Source organism: Tardiphaga sp. 768_D3_N2_1, from assembly GCF_052076105.1.
GTDB lineage: Bacteria > Pseudomonadota > Alphaproteobacteria > Rhizobiales > Xanthobacteraceae > Tardiphaga.
In genome coordinates this window covers 1,880,037-1,896,384 of the sequence record NZ_CP197245.1, presented here as the reverse complement: position 1 = coordinate 1,896,384, position 16,348 = coordinate 1,880,037, and the positions used below count along the sequence as shown (strand labels likewise).

Below are 16,348 nucleotides of genomic sequence, written 5' to 3'. Positions count from 1 at the left end.
CGCTATGACAATTTCGACCTCCATCAGCGCGAAGGCGCGGCTGACACGTGGCTGGCGCGGCATGCGCGCGGCACTCGCGGTCGCGGCCCTGTGCGTCACGCTGGGCGCCTGCGCCGAGCAATTCCAGAAGGGCTACATCCTGCCCCCCGGCGCGCTGGAGCAGATCCCGATCGGCGCCAGCCAGGATCAGGTCCTGATCGTGATGGGCACGCCCTCCACCGTCGCCACGCTGTCAGGCGAAGTGTTCTACTACATCTCGCAGCGCGCCGAGCGCGTCGTCGCGTTCATGCCGCAGAAGGTCACCGACCAGCGCGTCATCGCGATCTATTTCGACAAGGATCGCAAGGTCACGCGTCTGGCCAATTACGGCATGCAGGACGGCAAGATCTTCGACTTCATCAGCCGCACCACGCCGACCTCCGGTCAGGAAATGAGCTACCTCACGCCGCTGTTCAAGCTGATCAGCTTCCGGTAGTTGGACGACACCATCACCGACTGAATTGCAAAAGCCCCGCAGCACACGCTGCGGGGCTTTTTCTTCGCGCTTCGACAAACGTCGGCTTGCCCGTCTCAATCAGCCTCTTTACGCTTTCGACAACACCAAAGAACAAACGACACCATCGAGGGAAGAAGCTATGACCAATCTGGTTACCCGTCGCCGTATGCTCACCGGCGCCGCCGCAATCACCAGCGCGGCAATCCTGCCGCGCGCGAGCCTCGGCGCCGGCGAATGGAAGCCCACCGAAACCGTCCGCGTCATCGTGCCCGCCGCAGCCGGCGGCTCCACCGACGTGATGGGCCGCATGCTGGCGGCGCATCTGCAGCCGGTCTGGGGCCAGTCCGTCGTGGTGGAAAATCGCTCTGGCGGCGGCGGCACCATCGGCGTTGCCGAGGTCGCGCGTCTCAAGGGCGATGGCCACACCATCCTGGTCGGCAATCCCGGCCCCAATGCCATCGCCTACAGCATCTTCAAGAACCTGACCTACAAGAGCGACCAGTTGCAGGCGGTCTCCAATATGATCAAGATTCCGAACATCGTCTGCGCGCATCCGAGCGTGCCGATCAAGACGATCCCGGAGCTGATCGCCTATATCAAGGCCAATCCGGACAAGCTGAATTATGGCTCATCGGGCGTCGGCCAGAGCCCGCATCTCACCGGCGCATGGTGGCTGCAGCTCACCGGATTGAAGATGCAGCACGTGCCGTTCCGCGGCGCAGGCCCTGCGTTGCAGGCGGCCCTCGCCGGCGACATCCAGATCCTGTTCGACAATCTCTATCCGTCACTGCCCCAGGTGCTCGACGGCAAGCTCACCGGCCTTGCCGTCACCACCCAGCAGCGCAACGCGCAGGCGCCGAACGTTCCCGCGATGCGCGAGACCGCGCCCGAGCTGGAGAAGTTCGACGTCGCGTCATGGTTCGGCGTGTTCTATCCGAAGAGCACACCGACCGAAGCCGTGACCTCGCTCAATGAGCAGATCAAGGCTCTGCTCGGCACCGATGCGACCAAGAAGACCATCGCGGCCATGGGCGCCGTGTCGGACTACGGCACGCCCCAACAGTTCCAGACCTTCGTCGAGGCCGAGACGGCCAAGTTCAAGACCATCATCGACAAGGAAGGCCTGCAGATGGAGGTGAAGTGAGGCACCTCACGTCACTCAATGGCGCTATGCAAACGAAAGCCCCGCGGTTCGCACCGCGGGGCTTTTTCGTTCTACTTCTCTTCTTCCATCGCAACGGCGACATCGCCATTCGCAGAGAGCCGCACCTTGTTGCCTTCCACTTCGGCAATCAGACCACCGTCGATGAAGTGATGATGACCCTTGTGATGGCCCTCGCCACTATCCTTCCTGGTCAGCTTGATACGATTGCCCTCGACCTTGTCGACGGTTCCGACATGGACGCCATCGGCGCCAATCACTTCCATATGTTCCCGAATTTTGCTGAGCGCGCTCATGTCACGTCCTCTGATGTGGAGAACACTGAACGTGCACCTGCGCGATAGGTTCAATTCGCGATCGCTTGACCGCGGTGCGCGCTTTACTTGCCCTGATTGATTTTCTTGATCTTGGCGTCCGTCGCCTCGATGGCCAGCGTCAACTCCATGATCGCCTTGGACAAAAGCTCGGTGGCTTCCTTCTGGTCCTGCGACTTGGCGGCGCGTAGCGCGTAGTTCTTGGCGGATGACAGTGACATTTGACGGCCCTCGTGATGTTCCCGGGGCGAATTAGCCGAACGCGTCATTCGCCGCAACCGGGTGGAAATAGAGGGGATTACACAGCGGTCAACGGCGCTCCGCATTCGCATTGATGACCGCGAATATCTCGTCGGCGGATGCCGGCGGCGTGACGCCGAAGGTCTCGTCGAGAACCTGCTGCAACTCCGCAGCGCTACCCAGCACGCGTTCAGACACCGGTTCGCCGTCACGTCCCTCGATGGTCAAATGGCGATTGACCAGCTTATAACGCCGGCCACGGCTGACGCGCTCCATCACCAGCACCGAGGTGAAGGGCACGAAGGGACTGGTCGATGTGTACCAGTTGCCGAGCTCGTAATCCGACGGCAGTTGCGGCGCGCGATCAAACACATACATCGTCCGCCAGCCGTCCGCCCGCTTCACGCTCAGCGACAACAGGCCATCGGCCTCGATCAGCCGATAGGTCCCCATCGCCGTCTGCTGCTCGGTCCCCGCGAGGAGCTGCAGAGGTGCATCGAGCACGCAGGCGCCAAAACCAACATCGGCGAGATAGGGGCCGTCCGGAAGATCGACCTTCAGGAGCATATGCGTCCTGGGACCGAGCGGACTGTCGACAGGCGCATTCCAGCGCACCCGGGCGCCGAGGCCCGTGACCTTGAAGCCGATAGCCTCGAGCGCAGCCCTCAGCATCGCGTTCATCTCGTAGCAATAACCGCCACGTCGGCCATCGATGAGTTTCTGCTGCAACGACGCCATGTCCAGTTTGACCGGCAGGCGCAGCAACGGATTGAGGCCCTCGAACGGAACCGCATCCACATGCGCGGCATGAATGGCCGTCAGCGTCGCCAGATCCGGCGCAACCGGTCCGTCAAAGCCGATCCGCGCGAGATAGCGATCCAGCCGAAAAACATCCGTCATCATCTGCTCCAGAATCATCGCGCTCCGAGATAGCCGATCTGGCAGCGGCAGGCGATAAAGCATCGCGCACTCTGTCGTTCCCCGGCAAACTAATTGGTTGCCCGAGGACGCATGAAAGCGGCAAAGCCGGCAGAGCGCGAACCTCAGCCACTCCACATGGAGTGGGAGAATCCCGCTCCAAACTCGTCATTCCGGGGCGCGGCCGGCACTTGCCGGACGCGAACCCGGAATCTCAGAGTGTTCTGCGCTGACTAGAGACTCCCATGCTGAGATTCCGGGTTCGTCTGCGCGAAGGTGCGCAGCCGCCCCGGAATGACGAGTTTGTGGCCGGGACAGAGAATAAACATTTTTTCCTATGTCTGTTGACAATATCCCCACAAGGACTATTATCCCCTCTGTCCTGCCCCACCGAGAGGGGCGATCGCGATCGTCACGTTCGCGGGGTGGGATGCGGTGGACGCCGGAGATGCGGCGTTACGCGGTTCATGGGTGACGTCTGTCTTCGGGCAGGACGGATCTGCGCCAGCACTGCCACTGGCAAGGACACGGCCAGCTTTGAGATGGAAAGACCCCTGGACAGTGTGACGGACGACCAAATCAAAACGCGTCCGGCCCAAGTGCTTGAGGCTACCCTGTCCCTCCGCCCTGGGACACTAATTTTGGTGATGGGGCCGTTCGCCAAGGCAGATGTGCAAGCAAGTCGAAAAAACACCGCAGGCGGAACGCTGGGCACTTGCCTGACGCTTCCGAAAGTCCTGATGCACTCTATAGATTGCGGAAGACCGCATTCGCATCAGGCCCAAGGGTGCAACGGGCACCTGGCGTTCCGCACGCCCTCTCACAAGGGGGCGGGAATGCGAAACACGACGGCGCCCCCGCGCCGCAAACAACAGGGGCGATAACGCATGCCTGAAGCGCAGTGGCTGTTTGACAGTTGAATCGGAAATCGCGTGACGCGCACGCTCCACCAAACGCCGTCATGCCCGGCGAATGCCGGGTATCCACGCCTTGGCCACACACGAAGGAAGACGTGGATGGCCGGGACATCTAGCGAAGCTCGCTTCGCGCTGCCCGGGCATGACGAGCTTCGCTACGCCGCCACGACCTCGCGCGGCTGAGTGATCGCAATATGCTGGCAATGCGCCACCGGTGTTGTGCCATTGGCCACGATGAGCGCATCGAGCTCGACGAAGCGATGCCCCTTCTTCTCGTAATTGGCGGTCACCTTCGCCCGCGCGATCAACTCGTCATCGGTGTTCGCGGTCGCCAGCAACTGCATCCTGCTGCCGACGTGAATCCACGGCCCGAGGATGGCATTGTCCACCAGCACCTTGTTCATGATCCGCTGCAGCACGCCGGGATGCACGATGCCCTCGCGCAGATACCGATCATCGGCCTCGCGAACCTCACCCAGATATTCGGCGAGCCCATCTTCCGGCCAAACCCGCGGCGCGGTGCCGAGCCACTTGTCCAGCGCATAGGATTCGGCATTGACCGGAAGCCGCCTGGCGGCCGCAGCCGTGTCCGGGAAGGCGTCGAGCGACGGCACGACGGGAAACTGCGTCAGCGACGCCGTGCCGGTTGCGCGAATCTCGCCGCCGCCCTCGACGCTCAGCGCGAGCCCCTCGCCGGCTTCCTCGGCGATCACCTCGACGGTCTCGCCGTCATAGACCGGCTTGGTGAACCGGGCCTCGATCAGGCCGCGTTCCAGAAAGTCCCGTCCCCAGTGCTCCACCGGCGGGTGGATCATATAGGCCAGCACGTCGACGCCCGGCACCAGACCGCCGCTGAAGCCGAATTTCCGGGCGACGCTGTCGTCATGCATCTTGTTTTCGGACTGTTTGGCCGTGTTAAAGGCCTCGACACGGTACGGTTCGAGCCGCTTTGTCATGATTCCTCCCGAAAACTGCGCGAAATTGAGTGTTCGCATTGGCAGGAGATGATACCCGTCACCATGTTCGAGGCAAGGCGACGAGCGGGGAACAGCCCCGCGTCGGCGCCGCATCGCCCAGCCGCAAATGACTGTCTTTCTGGAACCCGTAGCCCCTTGACCACGCGCATCTATATCGACGCCGACGCCTGCCCGGTGAAAGACGAGATTTACCGCGTCGCTGCCCGCTTCAGCCTGCCGGTTACCGTTGTGGCCGGGAACTTCATCCGCATCCCGCAGGACCCTCTGATCGACATGGTATCCGCTGGCGCTGGCATGGATGCCGCCGACGACTGGATTGCGGAACGGGCCACAAAGGGCGATATCGTGATCACGGCCGACATTCCGCTGGCCAGCCGCTGCGTCAAGGCGGGCGCCGCGGTGATTGCCCCCAACGGCAAGCCGTTCACTGAACAATCCATCGGGATGACGCTCGCGATGCGCAACCTGATGACCGACTTGCGGTCATCGGGCGAAGTCACCGGTGGTCCCAAATCATTCGCGCCGCGCGACCGCTCGGCGTTCCTCTCGGCCCTGGATCAAACCATCCGCCGTATCCAGCGCGACCCGGCCTTTGCGCCCGCGCCGAAACAAAGTTGAACTGACTCTATGGCTCCTCCGCTTATCCAGCTCAAAGACATCTCCCTCACCTTCGGCGGCACGCCGCTGCTCAACGGCGTCGAACTCTCGGTAAGCCAAGGCGAGCGCGTCTGTCTGATCGGCCGCAACGGCTCCGGCAAATCGACGCTGCTCAAGATCGTCGCCGGCCTTGTCGACAACGACAAGGGCAGCCGCTTCGTGCAGCCCGGCGCCACCGTGCAGTATCTGCCACAGGAGCCGGACTTTTCCGGCCATGCGACGACGCTTGCTTATGTCGAGGCCGGCATGGGCGATGGCCACAACATCTATCAGGCGCAATATCTGCTCGAACAGCTCGGCCTCACCGGCCATGAAGATCCGAACAACCTGTCCGGCGGCGAAGCGCGCCGCACGGCGCTGGCCCGCGTGCTGGCGCCCGAGCCCGACATCCTGCTGCTCGACGAGCCGACCAACCATCTCGATCTCACGACGATTGAATGGCTGGAGGGCGAACTCGCCAGCCGGCGCTGCGCGCTGGTGCTGATCAGCCATGACCGCCGCTTCCTCACCAATCTGTCGCGATCCACCGCATGGCTGGATCGCGGCCAGATCCGCCAGATCGATCGCGGCTTCGGCGCCTTCGAGGAATGGCGCGACGAGGTGCTGGCGGAAGAAGAGCGCGACCAGCACAAGCTCGACCGCAAGATCGTCAATGAAGAACACTGGCTGCGCCATGGCGTCTCCGGCCGCCGCAAGCGCAACGTCAAGCGCCTTGCCGGTTTGCACGAACTGCGCGCGCAGCGCCGCGAATATCGTGGTGCCCAAGGCAATGCGACGCTGGCCGCGGCGGAAGCCGAGAAGTCCGGCAAGCTGATCTTCGAGGCCAAGAACATCTCGCGCACCTATGGCGACCGCAAGATCGTCGACGACTTTTCGATCCGCGTGCAGCGTGGCGATCGCATCGGTGTGGTCGGTCCGAACGGTGCGGGCAAGACCACGATGATCAATATGCTCACCGGCGCCGAGCCGCCGGATTCCGGCAGCGTCCGCTTCGGCGCCAATATCGAAATGGCGACGCTGGACCAGCATCGTGAAAGCCTCAATCCGAAGACGACGCTGGCCGAAGCCCTCACCGGCGGCCGCGGCGACCATGTGATGGTCAACGGCACGCCCAAACACGTGGTCAGCTACATGAAGGACTTCCTGTTCTCGCAGGAGCAGATGCGCACGCCGCTGGAAGTGCTGTCCGGCGGTGAACGCGGCCGCTTGATGCTGGCGCGCGCACTCGCGAAACCGTCCAACGTGCTGGTGCTGGACGAACCGACCAACGACCTCGATCTCGAAACCCTCGACGTGCTCGAGGAAATGCTCAGCGACTACGAAGGCACCGTCATCCTGATCAGCCATGACCGCGACTTCCTAGATCGCGTCGTCACCTCGGTGATCGTGCCGGAAGGCAACGGCAAATGGGTCGAATATGCCGGCGGCTATACGGATATGCTGGCGCAGCGCGGCGCGGACCTGAAGCGCGAGGCGAAGACCGAGGCTGCGGCTGCCAAGAGCAACGGCAACAAGCCGGATGCGTCGAAGCCCGCTGCGAAGCGCAAGATGAACTTCAAGGAAAAGCACGCGCTGGAAACGCTGCCGAAAACGATGGCCAGTCTGCAGGCGGAGATCGCCAAGCAGCAGCGTCATCTCGACGATCCCAATCTCTATGCGAAGGATCGCAAGAAGTTCGACACCGCATCGACCGCGCTGTCAAAGGCGCAACAGGAACTGGCAGACGCCGAAGAACAGTGGCTGGAGCTGGAAATGCTCCGCGAAGAGATCGAGAACGCGTAGTGCGTGTTCCGCAAAAGTGGACACCGGTTTGCGAACAGAACACGCGCAGGAGACCAACGAAATGACAACATCGCTTGCAGCCAAGATTTCCCGCGACTACGGTACACCTGCCCTCGTCATCGACATGGACCGCGTGGAGCGCAACATCGCGCGCATCCAGAAGGTCTGCGATGATGCCGGCATTGCCAACCGGCCGCATATCAAGACCCACAAGAGCCCGGTGATCGCGAAAATGCAGATTGAGGCCGGCGCCAAAGGCATCACCTGCCAGAAGCTCGGCGAAGCCGAGATCATGGCAGATAGCGGGATCGACGACATCCTGATCAGCTACAATCTCCTCGGCGATGAGAAGATGGCGCGCCTCGGCGCGCTGCAGGCAAAAGCCAATGTCACCGTTGCCGCCGACAATTCCGTCGTCATCGGCGATCTGCCGAAGGCAGCCGCGATCTCCGGCCGCAACGTCAACGTCGTCGTCGAATGCGATACCGGCCGCAAGCGCGCCGGCGTCGAGACGCCTGCCGAGGCGATTGCGCTGGCCAAGGAGATCGCCGCATCGAAGGGTCTCACCTTCGCAGGCTTCATGCTGTATCCGACCGAAACCGGCTGGCCCGATGCGCAGAAATTCTACGACGAAGCGCTGGCCGGCGTCCGCGCGCTCGGTCTGGAGCCGACCATCGTCTCCACCGGCGGCACGCCCAACCTCAGGAATGTCGGCTCGCTGAAGGGCGCCACGGAACATCGCTTCGGCACCTATATCTATAACGACCGCATGCAGGTCGCCGCCGGCTCCGCGACCTGGGACGATTGCGCGCTCAACGTCTATTCCACCGTGGTGAGCCGCGCCGGCCCGGAACGCGGCATTCTCGATGCCGGCTCCAAGACGCTGACGCCAGACACCGGCGGTCTCGACGGGTATGGCCTGATCCTCGAACATCCCGAAGCCAAGATCGCACGCTTTGCCGAGGAACATGGATTCCTGGATCTCGGGCGCAGCAATACGCGACCCAATGTCGGCGACGTCGTCCGCATCGTGCCGAACCATGTCTGCGTGGTCGTCAACATGTTCGATGAAGTCGTAATGGTCCGCGGTGACGAGATCATCGGCACGCTGCCGGTGGCCGCGCGGGGGAAGCTGCGCTAGCGCGACAGAAAGCGCAGCACGCCCTCGCCGGCCACTGCGCCCGTCGCAAAGGACGCCTGCAGCAGATAGCCGCCGGTCGGCGCTTCCCAGTCGAGCATTTCGCCGGCGACGAACGTGCCAGGCATGCGCTTCAGCATGAAGGCGTCATCGACCTCGTCGAACGAGATACCGCCCGCTGTTGAAATCGCGCGCGCAATCGGCGCAACGCCGGTGAGATCGATAGGCACGGCATTGATCAGTGCAGCCAGCTTCTCCGGCGACAATGACGCCAGTTGAATCCCCTCTGCGATGGCGACTTCCTGCAGCAGCCCAATGGCGACCGGCGACAGATGGATCGCCTTGCGCAGGAAGTTGGAGAACGACTGCTTGCCACGCGATGCCGCGAGCTTCGTGGTCAAGTCGCCGGGATTGAGATCGGGCCGCAATGCGACGTGGAGCGTCGCCTTGCCGTCCGCGATCACTGCCTCGCGCAGCACCGACGACAGCGCATAGATGCCGCCGCCTTCAATGCCAGTACGCGTCACCATCGCCTCGCCGCGCGCACTGTGTGCAGCGAACGACAGCGCAACGCCTTTCAGCGGTTGCCCCTCAAAACGGTCCTTGAAAATCTCCGACCACGCAATCGTAAAGCCCGAATTCGCCGGCCGCAGCGGCGCGATGCCGACGCCCTTCGCCGCCAACATATCCACCCATGCGCCGTCAGAGCCAAGCCGCGGCCAGCTTGCGCCGCCGAGTGCGAGCACCACGCTCTTGCAGACGACCGCCCGCGAACCGTCCGGCGTCTGGAAATTCAAACGACCCTCGCCGTCCCACCCGGTCCAGCGATGTCGAAATGCGAATTGAACGCCGCTCTCGTCCAGCCGCCGTAACCACGCGCGCAAAAGTGGCGACGCCTTGAACGCCTGCGGAAATACCCGACCGCTGGAGCCGACAAAGGTCGGTTGCCCCAGCGCCTCGCTCCAGTCGCGTAAAGCCTGCGGCGTGAAGGCCGAAACCACCGGCGCGAGCCACGCTTCCGCGGTGCCGTAGCGCCTCAGAAACTCCGGCAGCGGTTCGCTATGGGTGAGATTGAGCCCGCCGCGTCCGGCCATCAGGAACTTGCGGCCAGCCGACGGCATCGCGTCATAGACCGTGACGGCGGCGCCGCCACGGCTCAAAACTTCGGCCGCCATCAGCCCCGCAGGGCCTGCGCCAATGACCGCAACTTGGTTCTTCACAGGTTCTGTCACGGTCTCACGTAGTGGCGAAGCCGCCGGTCAGACCTTCACGCCCAAGCGCGTGGCGGCCTGCCCGACATACTTCTGGGTCTGATGGAAAGCGCCTTCCAGCGCCTTGGCCTTCGACATATCACTGATGTCAGCGAAATGCGCGGCAATCGTGTCCGGGCTCCAGTCAGCTTCGGCGAAATTGACGCCTTCGCTTTCGAGGATACTGATGACCGCAAAGGAACCTGCACCGGCGCCCATGATGGTCTTGGTCGGCGCATTCTCGCTCAGGAGATATTCGACGGCCGGCGTGATCGCTTCCGGCTTCATCAGTTGCAGCGCCTGCGCGGGCAGCAATTCTTCGGTCATGCGGGTTGCAGCCGTCGGCGACACGATGTTGACGCGAATGTCGGTCTTGCGACCTTCCTCGGCGAGCACATTCATCAGACCGACCATGCCGGTCTTGGCCGCGCCGTAATTGGCCTGACCGAAATTGCCATACAGACCCGACGACGAGGTGGTGAGCACGATACGGCCATAGTTGCGGGCGCGCATGCCTTCCCACACGGCCTTGCAGCAATAGAAGGTGCCGGTGAGATGCACATCCAGCACCTTGGCGAAATCGGCAAGCTCCATCTTGGCGAAGGATTTGTCGCGGAGGATTCCGGCATTGGCGCACATCAGATCGACGCTGCCCCAATCCTTCGTGGCCTTGTCGACCATCGCCTGGACCTGCTCGAAATTCGAGACATCCGCGCCATCGGCCATGGCCGTACCGCCGGCCGCACGGATTTCCTCGACAACGGACTCCGCCGCCGTCATCGATCCGCCGGTGCCATCGCGCGCGCCGCCGAAATCGTTGACAACGACCTTGGCGCCGAGCTTCGCAAGGCCGAGCGCATGGGCGCGGCCCAGTCCATTGCCGGCGCCGGTGACGATGGCGACGCGGCCGTCAAATCGAATGGTCATTTGGAACTCTCCTCAATTGAAATAGACAAGGCCGAGCCAGTCGGCGACCAATGCCGGCTTGTCCTCGCCTTCGATCTCGACGGTCACATTGGTGCGTGTGAACAATTCCTTCGGCTTGCGCAACGTCGCCTCGATCAGCGTAAAGCGGCCGCGCACGCGAACGCCCGCTTTCACCGGCGACACGAACCGCATCTTGTCGGTGCCGTAGTTCACGCCCATGGCGACATCGGCCAGCTTGGGCAGCGCCTCATAGGAAAACACCGACAGCAGCGACATGGTCAGGAAGCCATGAGCGATCGTCGTGCCGAACGGCGTTTCGCGCGCACGCGCGGGATCGACATGGATGAACTGGTGATCTTCGGTGGCACTCGCAAAAGCATCGATGCGCGCCTGATCCACGAGGTGCCATTCGGAAATGCCAACTTCCTTGCCCACCATGGCGATATAGGCATCACGTTCAATCATCGCGCTCATTCAGTCTCAGTCCTCAAAATCCACATGCGTTGCGGGTGCAGATTCCACAGCAGACACCCTGACGCCAAGCGAAATTGTGCGCTGCAGCCATGCAAAACGCCATAAATTACCGCTCGCCTTCTTGCGATCCCGCGGCGCGGAGTGCCTGCAATTCCGGGAAATCCTCTTCGCGAAACTCGACGCCGCGCAAGGGATCGCTGCGATCGTCGGCATGTTCGAGCCGCCGCAGATGGACCCTGCGAATCTTGCCCGAAATCGTCTTCGGCAGCTCGGTCACGAACTCGATCCGACGTATCCGTTTGAACGGCGCCAGACGCACATGCAGATGCTGATAGATCGACAGCGCCGTCGCTTTCGAGGGCGCGGTATCGCCGATCAGCAACACATAGGCCTTCGGGATGGCGAGCCGGATCGGATCGGGGCTCGGCACAATGGCAGCCTCGGCCACGGCGTCATGTTCGAGCAGGATACTCTCCAGTTCGAAGGGGCTGATGCGATAGTCCGAGGATTTGAACACGTCGTCGGAGCGACCGACGAAAGTGAGATAACCGTCGTCGTCGGCAAATACGACGTCGCCGCTGCGATAGATCTCACCGCTTGCACCGCTGACGCTACCGTCTTCGGCCTGATAGCCCTGCATCAGTCCGGCCGGACGATCGGCGCCGAGCACGAGACTGACCTCGCCCTCCTTCGCCGGATTACCATCGGCGTCGACAACACGGACCATGTAGCCCGGCAGCGGACGGCCCATGGAGCCGACCTTGACGATCTGGCCCGGCGAATTGCCGGCCAGCGCTGTGGTCTCGGTCTGGCCGTAGCCGTCGCGAATGGTCAGGCCCCAGGCCGCCTTGACCTGATCGATCACTTCCGGATTGAGCGGTTCGCCGGCGCCGCACACCTCGCGCAAGGCGACCTTGAAGCTGGCCAGCTTCTCCTGAATGAACAGCCGCCACACGGTCGGCGGCGCGCAGAGCGTGGTCACTCCGCAACGTCCGATGGTGGCCAGCAGACCCTTGGCATCGAAGCGCGGCTGGTTGACGACGAACACTGTGGCGCCGGCGTTCCATGGCGCAAAGAAGCAGCTCCAGGCATGCTTGGCCCAGCCCGGCGAGGAAATGTTGAGATGCACGTCACCCGGCTGCAGCCCGATCCAGAACATGGTCGAGAGCCCGCCGACCGGATAGCTGCGCTGGCTGTGCCGGACCAGCTTCGGCTTCGCCGTGGTGCCCGAGGTGAAATAGAGCAGCATCGGATCGTCGGCCCTTGTCGGGCCATCCGGCGTGAATGTGTCGGGGAATTCGGCTGAGGTCTCGAAAGCCAGCCAGCCGTCGTGAGGCGATGCGGCGTTGACGACAATCTGCCCGATGCCTTCGGTCTTCAGGCTGCCGAACTTGGCGACCTGATCCTCTGCCGCCACCACAAGCCTCGCGCGCCCGCGGTCGAGCCGGTCCTGCAATTCATCCGGGGTCAGCAGCGTGGTGGCGGGAATGATGACGACGCCAAGCTTGATCGCCGCCAGCATGGTCTCCCACAGCGGCACCACATTGCCGAGCAGCAACAACAGATGGTCGCCGCGCTTCAGACCCTGCGCGCGCAGGAAATTGGCAACCTGATTGGAACGGCGCGACAGCACCTCGAACGACAGCCTGGTCTCGCGGCTGGCGGCCGCATCGACGATCCAGAGCGCGGTCCGGTCCTTGCTGACGGGATCACGAGCAAGTTCGGCGTCGAACCAGTCGAGCGCCCAGTTGAAATCGACCGGATCGGGCCAGCGAAAGCCGGCAACGGCAGTGGCGTAGTCGGTGCGGTGTTCGAGGAGAAAGGCGCGGGCCTGCTTGAACGTGGTCATGCCGACGCCTTCTGCTATTTCGGCATCAGATGCCTGAGGTGATGAATGATCCCGGAGAAATCGTCACCGCCATGACCTTCCTTCTCGTAGGTCTCATAGATGCTCTCGGCATGGGCGCCGAGCGGCGTCCAGGCGCCGGCGGCTTTCGCGGCCTCCTGCGACAGCCTGAGGTCCTTGAGCATCAGCGCCGCGGCAAAGCCGGGCTTGTATTCGTTGTTGGCCGGCGATGTCGGCACCGGACCCGGCACCGGGCAATAAGTCGTCAGCGACCAGCACTGGCCCGACGAGGTCGACGCCACATCGAACAGCGCCTGATGTGACAGACCGAGCTTCTCGGCGAGCACGAAGGCTTCACTGACGCCGATCATGGAAATGCCAAGAATCATGTTGTTGCAGATCTTGGCCGCCTGCCCCGCGCCGGCATCGCCGCAATGAACGATCTTCTTGCCCATGGCTTCGAGGACCGGCTTGGCTGAGGCAAAAGCCTTGGAATCGCCGCCGGCCATGAAGGTCAGTGTCGCGCCCTTGGCACCACCGGTGCCACCCGAGACCGGCGCATCGACCGATGGTAGCTTCTGCGCAGCCGCCAGTTCATGCGCCTTGCGTGCGCTTTCCACATCGATGGTCGAACAATCGATCATCAGCGCGCCCTTGCTGGCGGCAGGAATGACCTCGCTCCAGACCGACACCACATGCTTGCCGGCCGGCAGCATGGTGATGATGACATCGGCTCCCTTCACGGCATCGACCGCCTTGTCAGCAATGGTCAGACCATCGGCCTTCGCCTGCGCGCGGGAAGCCTCGACGAGGTCAAAGCCCGTCACCTTGTGGCCTGCCTTGACGAGATTGGCGGCCATCGGGCCACCCATATTGCCGAGACCGATGAATGCAATGCTGGTCATGTCCTGCCCTCGTGATTGTTTGTTTTTAAAGCCTGATGAAAACAGCGAAATCCAACTTTCGTTCAGAAGGTCAGCGCAACGTCGCGCGGCGCGAGATAGCGCGCGACGATCTCCGGCGTCACGCCCTTGAGATCCGGCGGCCGCCATTTCGGATTGCGATCCTTGTCGATGATGGCCGCGCGCACGCCCTCGACGAAGTCGGCGCTATCGAACACCTCGAGCGCCGCGAGATATTCGCGCGACAGGCACTCCTCGAGCGATTTTGACGCGCGCGCGAGCCGCAGCAGCTTCAAGGTGACCTTGAGGCCGCGCGGCGATTTGTCGGACATGGCCTTGAGTGTCGCCAGCGCAAACTCCGAACCGTCCTGCTCAAGCGCAGCCACGATCTCCTCGACGCTGTCATGGGCGAAAGCGCGATCGATCAGCGCACGCTGCGCCGTGACTGGACCGGTTTGTTCCGGAGCTGCAAACTTCCTAAGTGTCGTCATCACCGACGCTGCATCGGCGCCCGCCGACAGCTTTGTCAACGCCTCGCGCAATGCCGGCCAATTGACGGTGTCGATCAGGACGTCCGCCATATGTGCAGCAAGCGCATCGGCACCATTTGCCGTCAGTCCGGTCAGACCGTAATACGTCCCGAGTTCGCCCGGCGCGCGCGACAGAAGCCATGTGCCACCGACATCCGGGAAGAAGCCGAGGCCCACTTCGGGCATCGCCATCCGGGTCTTCTCGGTCACGATACGGTGGCTGGCATGGCCAGCCAGACCGACGCCGCCGCCCATCACGAAGCCGTCCATATAGGCCACATAGGGCTTCGGGAATTTCGCGATCCGCGCGTTGACGATATACTCCTCGCGCCAGAAGATCTTGCCGAGATCGCCTTTGACCCTGGCGCTCTCATAGAGACCGCGGATATCGCCGCCGGCACAAAGCCCGCGTTCGCCTGCACCTTCCAGAATGATCAGCGCAACTTTTGGATCGGCTTCGAAGGCATCGAGCGCCATTGCAATCTCGCGGGTCATCTCCAGCGTCAGCGCATTCAGCGCCTTCGGCCGGTTCAGGCGGATCACACCGGCCGCGCCTTCGCGTGCGACGATCAGGTCGCCGGCCTCGGTCACAACGTCCGAACTCATCGCGCGCCCTCGATCAATTTGCGCGACACGATCAGCCGCATGATTTCATTGGTGCCTTCGAGGATCTGGTGCACGCGCAAATCGCGCACGATCTTCTCGACACCGTATTCGGCGAGATAGCCATAGCCGCCATGCAGCTGCAGCGCCTCGTTGGCCACCTCGAAACCGATATCGGTGCCGAAGCGCTTGGCCATGGCGCAAAGCATACCGGCATCGGCGTCCTTGCGATCCAGCGCGGCAGCAGCGCGCCACAGGAAAGTGCGCGCGGCTTCCAGTTCGGTCGCCATGTCGGCGACACGGAACTGCAGCGCCTGGAATTCGTCGAGCCGCTTGCCGAACGCCTTGCGCTCTTTCATGTAGCTCAGCGACTTGTCCAGCGCGGACTGCGCACCGCCAAGCGAACACGCCGCGATGTTGAGACGACCACCGTCGAGGCCGGCCATGGCGATCTTGAAACCGATGCCTTCATCGCCGAGCCGGTTGGCGATCGGCACCCGGCAATTTTCGAAGATCACCGCGCGTGTCGGCTGCGCGTTCCAGCCCATCTTGCGTTCGTTGTTACCGAACGACAGACCGGGCGTGCCGGCCTCCACCACGATGGTCGAGACGCCGCCGGCACCCTCGCCACCGGTGCGCACCATCACGACATAGATGTCGGTATCGCCGGCCCCGGAGATGAATTGCTTCTGGCCATTGAGCACATAGTGGTCGCCGTCCACGAAAGCACGCGTGCGCAGCGCTGCTGCATCCGACCCTGAGCCGGGTTCAGTCAGGCAATAGCTCGCGAGCAGCTCCATGGTGCAAAGTCGCGGCAGCCACTTCTGGCGCTGCGTTTCGCTGCCATATGAATCAATCATCCACGACGCCATGTTGTGGATCGAGATGAAGGCCGAGGTTGTCGGGCAGCCAGTCGCCAGCGCCTCGAAAATCAGCGCGGCGTCGAAACGCGTCAGCGCGGAACCGCCGACATCATCACGAATGTAAATGCCGCCCATGCCGAGCAGCGCGGCCTCGCGCATCACCTCTTTGGGGAAATGCTTGTCCTCGTCCCATTTGAGCGCAAAGGGAGCGATCTTTTCCGCCGCAAATTCGCGCGCCATGTCGCGAACGGCGGTCTGTTCCTCATCGAGAGCGAATTGCATCACGCCCTTCTTGTTGATTGCTGATCAGCGGGAAGCGAAACGGCCCGGCTCACCACCCATGGGGTGCGCC

At 62.7% G+C, this 16,348-nt stretch carries 16 protein-coding genes; 5 read left to right on the top strand and 11 right to left on the bottom strand.

The genetic code is table 11. The annotated features are described in order from the left end of the window. The first annotated feature begins 4 nt into the window (after positions 1-4). Together AB8A27_RS08630 and AB8A27_RS08625 are read left to right on the top strand one after the other, a co-directional pair. A complete protein-coding gene (locus AB8A27_RS08630) occupies positions 5-475 on the top strand; it encodes an outer membrane protein assembly factor BamE (RefSeq protein ID WP_441241557.1) in 471 nt (156 codons plus the stop codon). A 160-nt stretch (positions 476-635) separates the two neighbouring features. After that, on the top strand, positions 636-1,640 hold the full coding sequence (locus AB8A27_RS08625) for a Bug family tripartite tricarboxylate transporter substrate binding protein (RefSeq protein ID WP_441241556.1): 1,005 nt from the start codon (positions 636-638) through the stop codon (positions 1,638-1,640). A gap of 71 nt (positions 1,641-1,711) precedes the next feature. On the opposite strand, the gene AB8A27_RS08620 is transcribed toward AB8A27_RS08625, so the two are convergent. The 4 genes from AB8A27_RS08620 to AB8A27_RS08605 all read right to left on the bottom strand — a co-directional run bounded on the left by AB8A27_RS08620 (position 1,712) and on the right by AB8A27_RS08605 (position 5,003). Continuing rightward, positions 1,712-1,954, bottom strand: a complete 243-nt coding sequence (locus AB8A27_RS08620) for a DUF2171 domain-containing protein (RefSeq protein WP_441241555.1) — start codon at positions 1,952-1,954, stop codon at positions 1,712-1,714. 83 nt (positions 1,955-2,037) lie between these two features. Further along, complete coding sequence (locus AB8A27_RS08615) at positions 2,038-2,193, bottom strand: hypothetical protein (protein ID WP_441241554.1); 156 nt, start codon at positions 2,191-2,193, stop codon at positions 2,038-2,040. Between the two features lie 88 nt (positions 2,194-2,281). Further along, positions 2,282-3,112, bottom strand: coding sequence for an arylamine N-acetyltransferase family protein (locus AB8A27_RS08610; protein WP_441241553.1), 831 nt, complete (start codon positions 3,110-3,112; stop codon positions 2,282-2,284). A gap of 1,090 nt (positions 3,113-4,202) precedes the next feature. Then, a complete protein-coding gene (locus AB8A27_RS08605) occupies positions 4,203-5,003 on the bottom strand; it encodes a hypothetical protein (RefSeq protein ID WP_441241552.1) in 801 nt (266 codons plus the stop codon). Between the two features lie 156 nt (positions 5,004-5,159). On the opposite strand from AB8A27_RS08605, the gene AB8A27_RS08600 reads away from it, so the two are divergent. From AB8A27_RS08600 to AB8A27_RS08590, 3 genes are all read left to right on the top strand, one after another. Then, the gene (locus tag AB8A27_RS08600) at positions 5,160-5,642 is read left to right on the top strand and encodes a YaiI/YqxD family protein (RefSeq protein ID WP_441241551.1); all 483 of its coding nucleotides are present in this window, start codon (positions 5,160-5,162) and stop codon (positions 5,640-5,642) included. A gap of 9 nt (positions 5,643-5,651) precedes the next feature. After that, entirely contained in the window at positions 5,652-7,463 is a 1,812-nt protein-coding gene (locus AB8A27_RS08595) for an ABC-F family ATP-binding cassette domain-containing protein (RefSeq protein ID WP_441241550.1), read from the top strand. 61 nt (positions 7,464-7,524) lie between these two features. Further along, positions 7,525-8,604, top strand: a complete 1,080-nt coding sequence (locus AB8A27_RS08590; RefSeq protein WP_441241549.1) for a D-TA family PLP-dependent enzyme — start codon at positions 7,525-7,527, stop codon at positions 8,602-8,604. Here AB8A27_RS08590 and AB8A27_RS08585 read toward each other — a convergent pair. From AB8A27_RS08585 to AB8A27_RS08555, 7 genes are all read right to left on the bottom strand, one after another. Then, positions 8,601-9,776, bottom strand: coding sequence for a TIGR03862 family flavoprotein (locus AB8A27_RS08585; protein WP_441244860.1), 1,176 nt, complete (start codon positions 9,774-9,776; stop codon positions 8,601-8,603). The genes AB8A27_RS08590 and AB8A27_RS08585 overlap by 4 nt on opposite strands. 84 nt (positions 9,777-9,860) lie before the next feature. Further along, the gene (locus AB8A27_RS08580) at positions 9,861-10,778 is read right to left on the bottom strand and encodes an SDR family NAD(P)-dependent oxidoreductase (protein WP_441241548.1); all 918 of its coding nucleotides are present in this window, start codon (positions 10,776-10,778) and stop codon (positions 9,861-9,863) included. Between the two features lie 12 nt (positions 10,779-10,790). After that, entirely contained in the window at positions 10,791-11,252 is a 462-nt protein-coding gene (locus AB8A27_RS08575) for a MaoC family dehydratase (protein ID WP_441241547.1), read from the bottom strand. Positions 11,253-11,358: 106 nt separating this feature from the next. Continuing rightward, complete coding sequence (locus AB8A27_RS08570) at positions 11,359-13,101, bottom strand: AMP-binding protein (protein ID WP_441241546.1); 1,743 nt, start codon at positions 13,099-13,101, stop codon at positions 11,359-11,361. 14 nt (positions 13,102-13,115) lie between these two features. Next, a complete protein-coding gene (gene mmsB / locus AB8A27_RS08565) occupies positions 13,116-14,003 on the bottom strand; it encodes a 3-hydroxyisobutyrate dehydrogenase (RefSeq protein ID WP_441241545.1) in 888 nt (295 codons plus the stop codon). A 62-nt stretch (positions 14,004-14,065) separates the two neighbouring features. Next, positions 14,066-15,136 carry an enoyl-CoA hydratase/isomerase family protein gene (locus AB8A27_RS08560; RefSeq protein WP_441241544.1) on the bottom strand — a complete coding sequence of 357 codons (1,071 nt, stop codon included), beginning with the start codon at positions 15,134-15,136 and terminating at the stop codon, positions 14,066-14,068. Then, the gene (locus AB8A27_RS08555) at positions 15,133-16,278 is read right to left on the bottom strand and encodes an isobutyryl-CoA dehydrogenase (protein ID WP_441241543.1); all 1,146 of its coding nucleotides are present in this window, start codon (positions 16,276-16,278) and stop codon (positions 15,133-15,135) included. Before AB8A27_RS08555 ends, AB8A27_RS08560 begins: the two co-directional genes overlap by 4 nt. Positions 16,279-16,348: the final 70 nt, after the last annotated feature.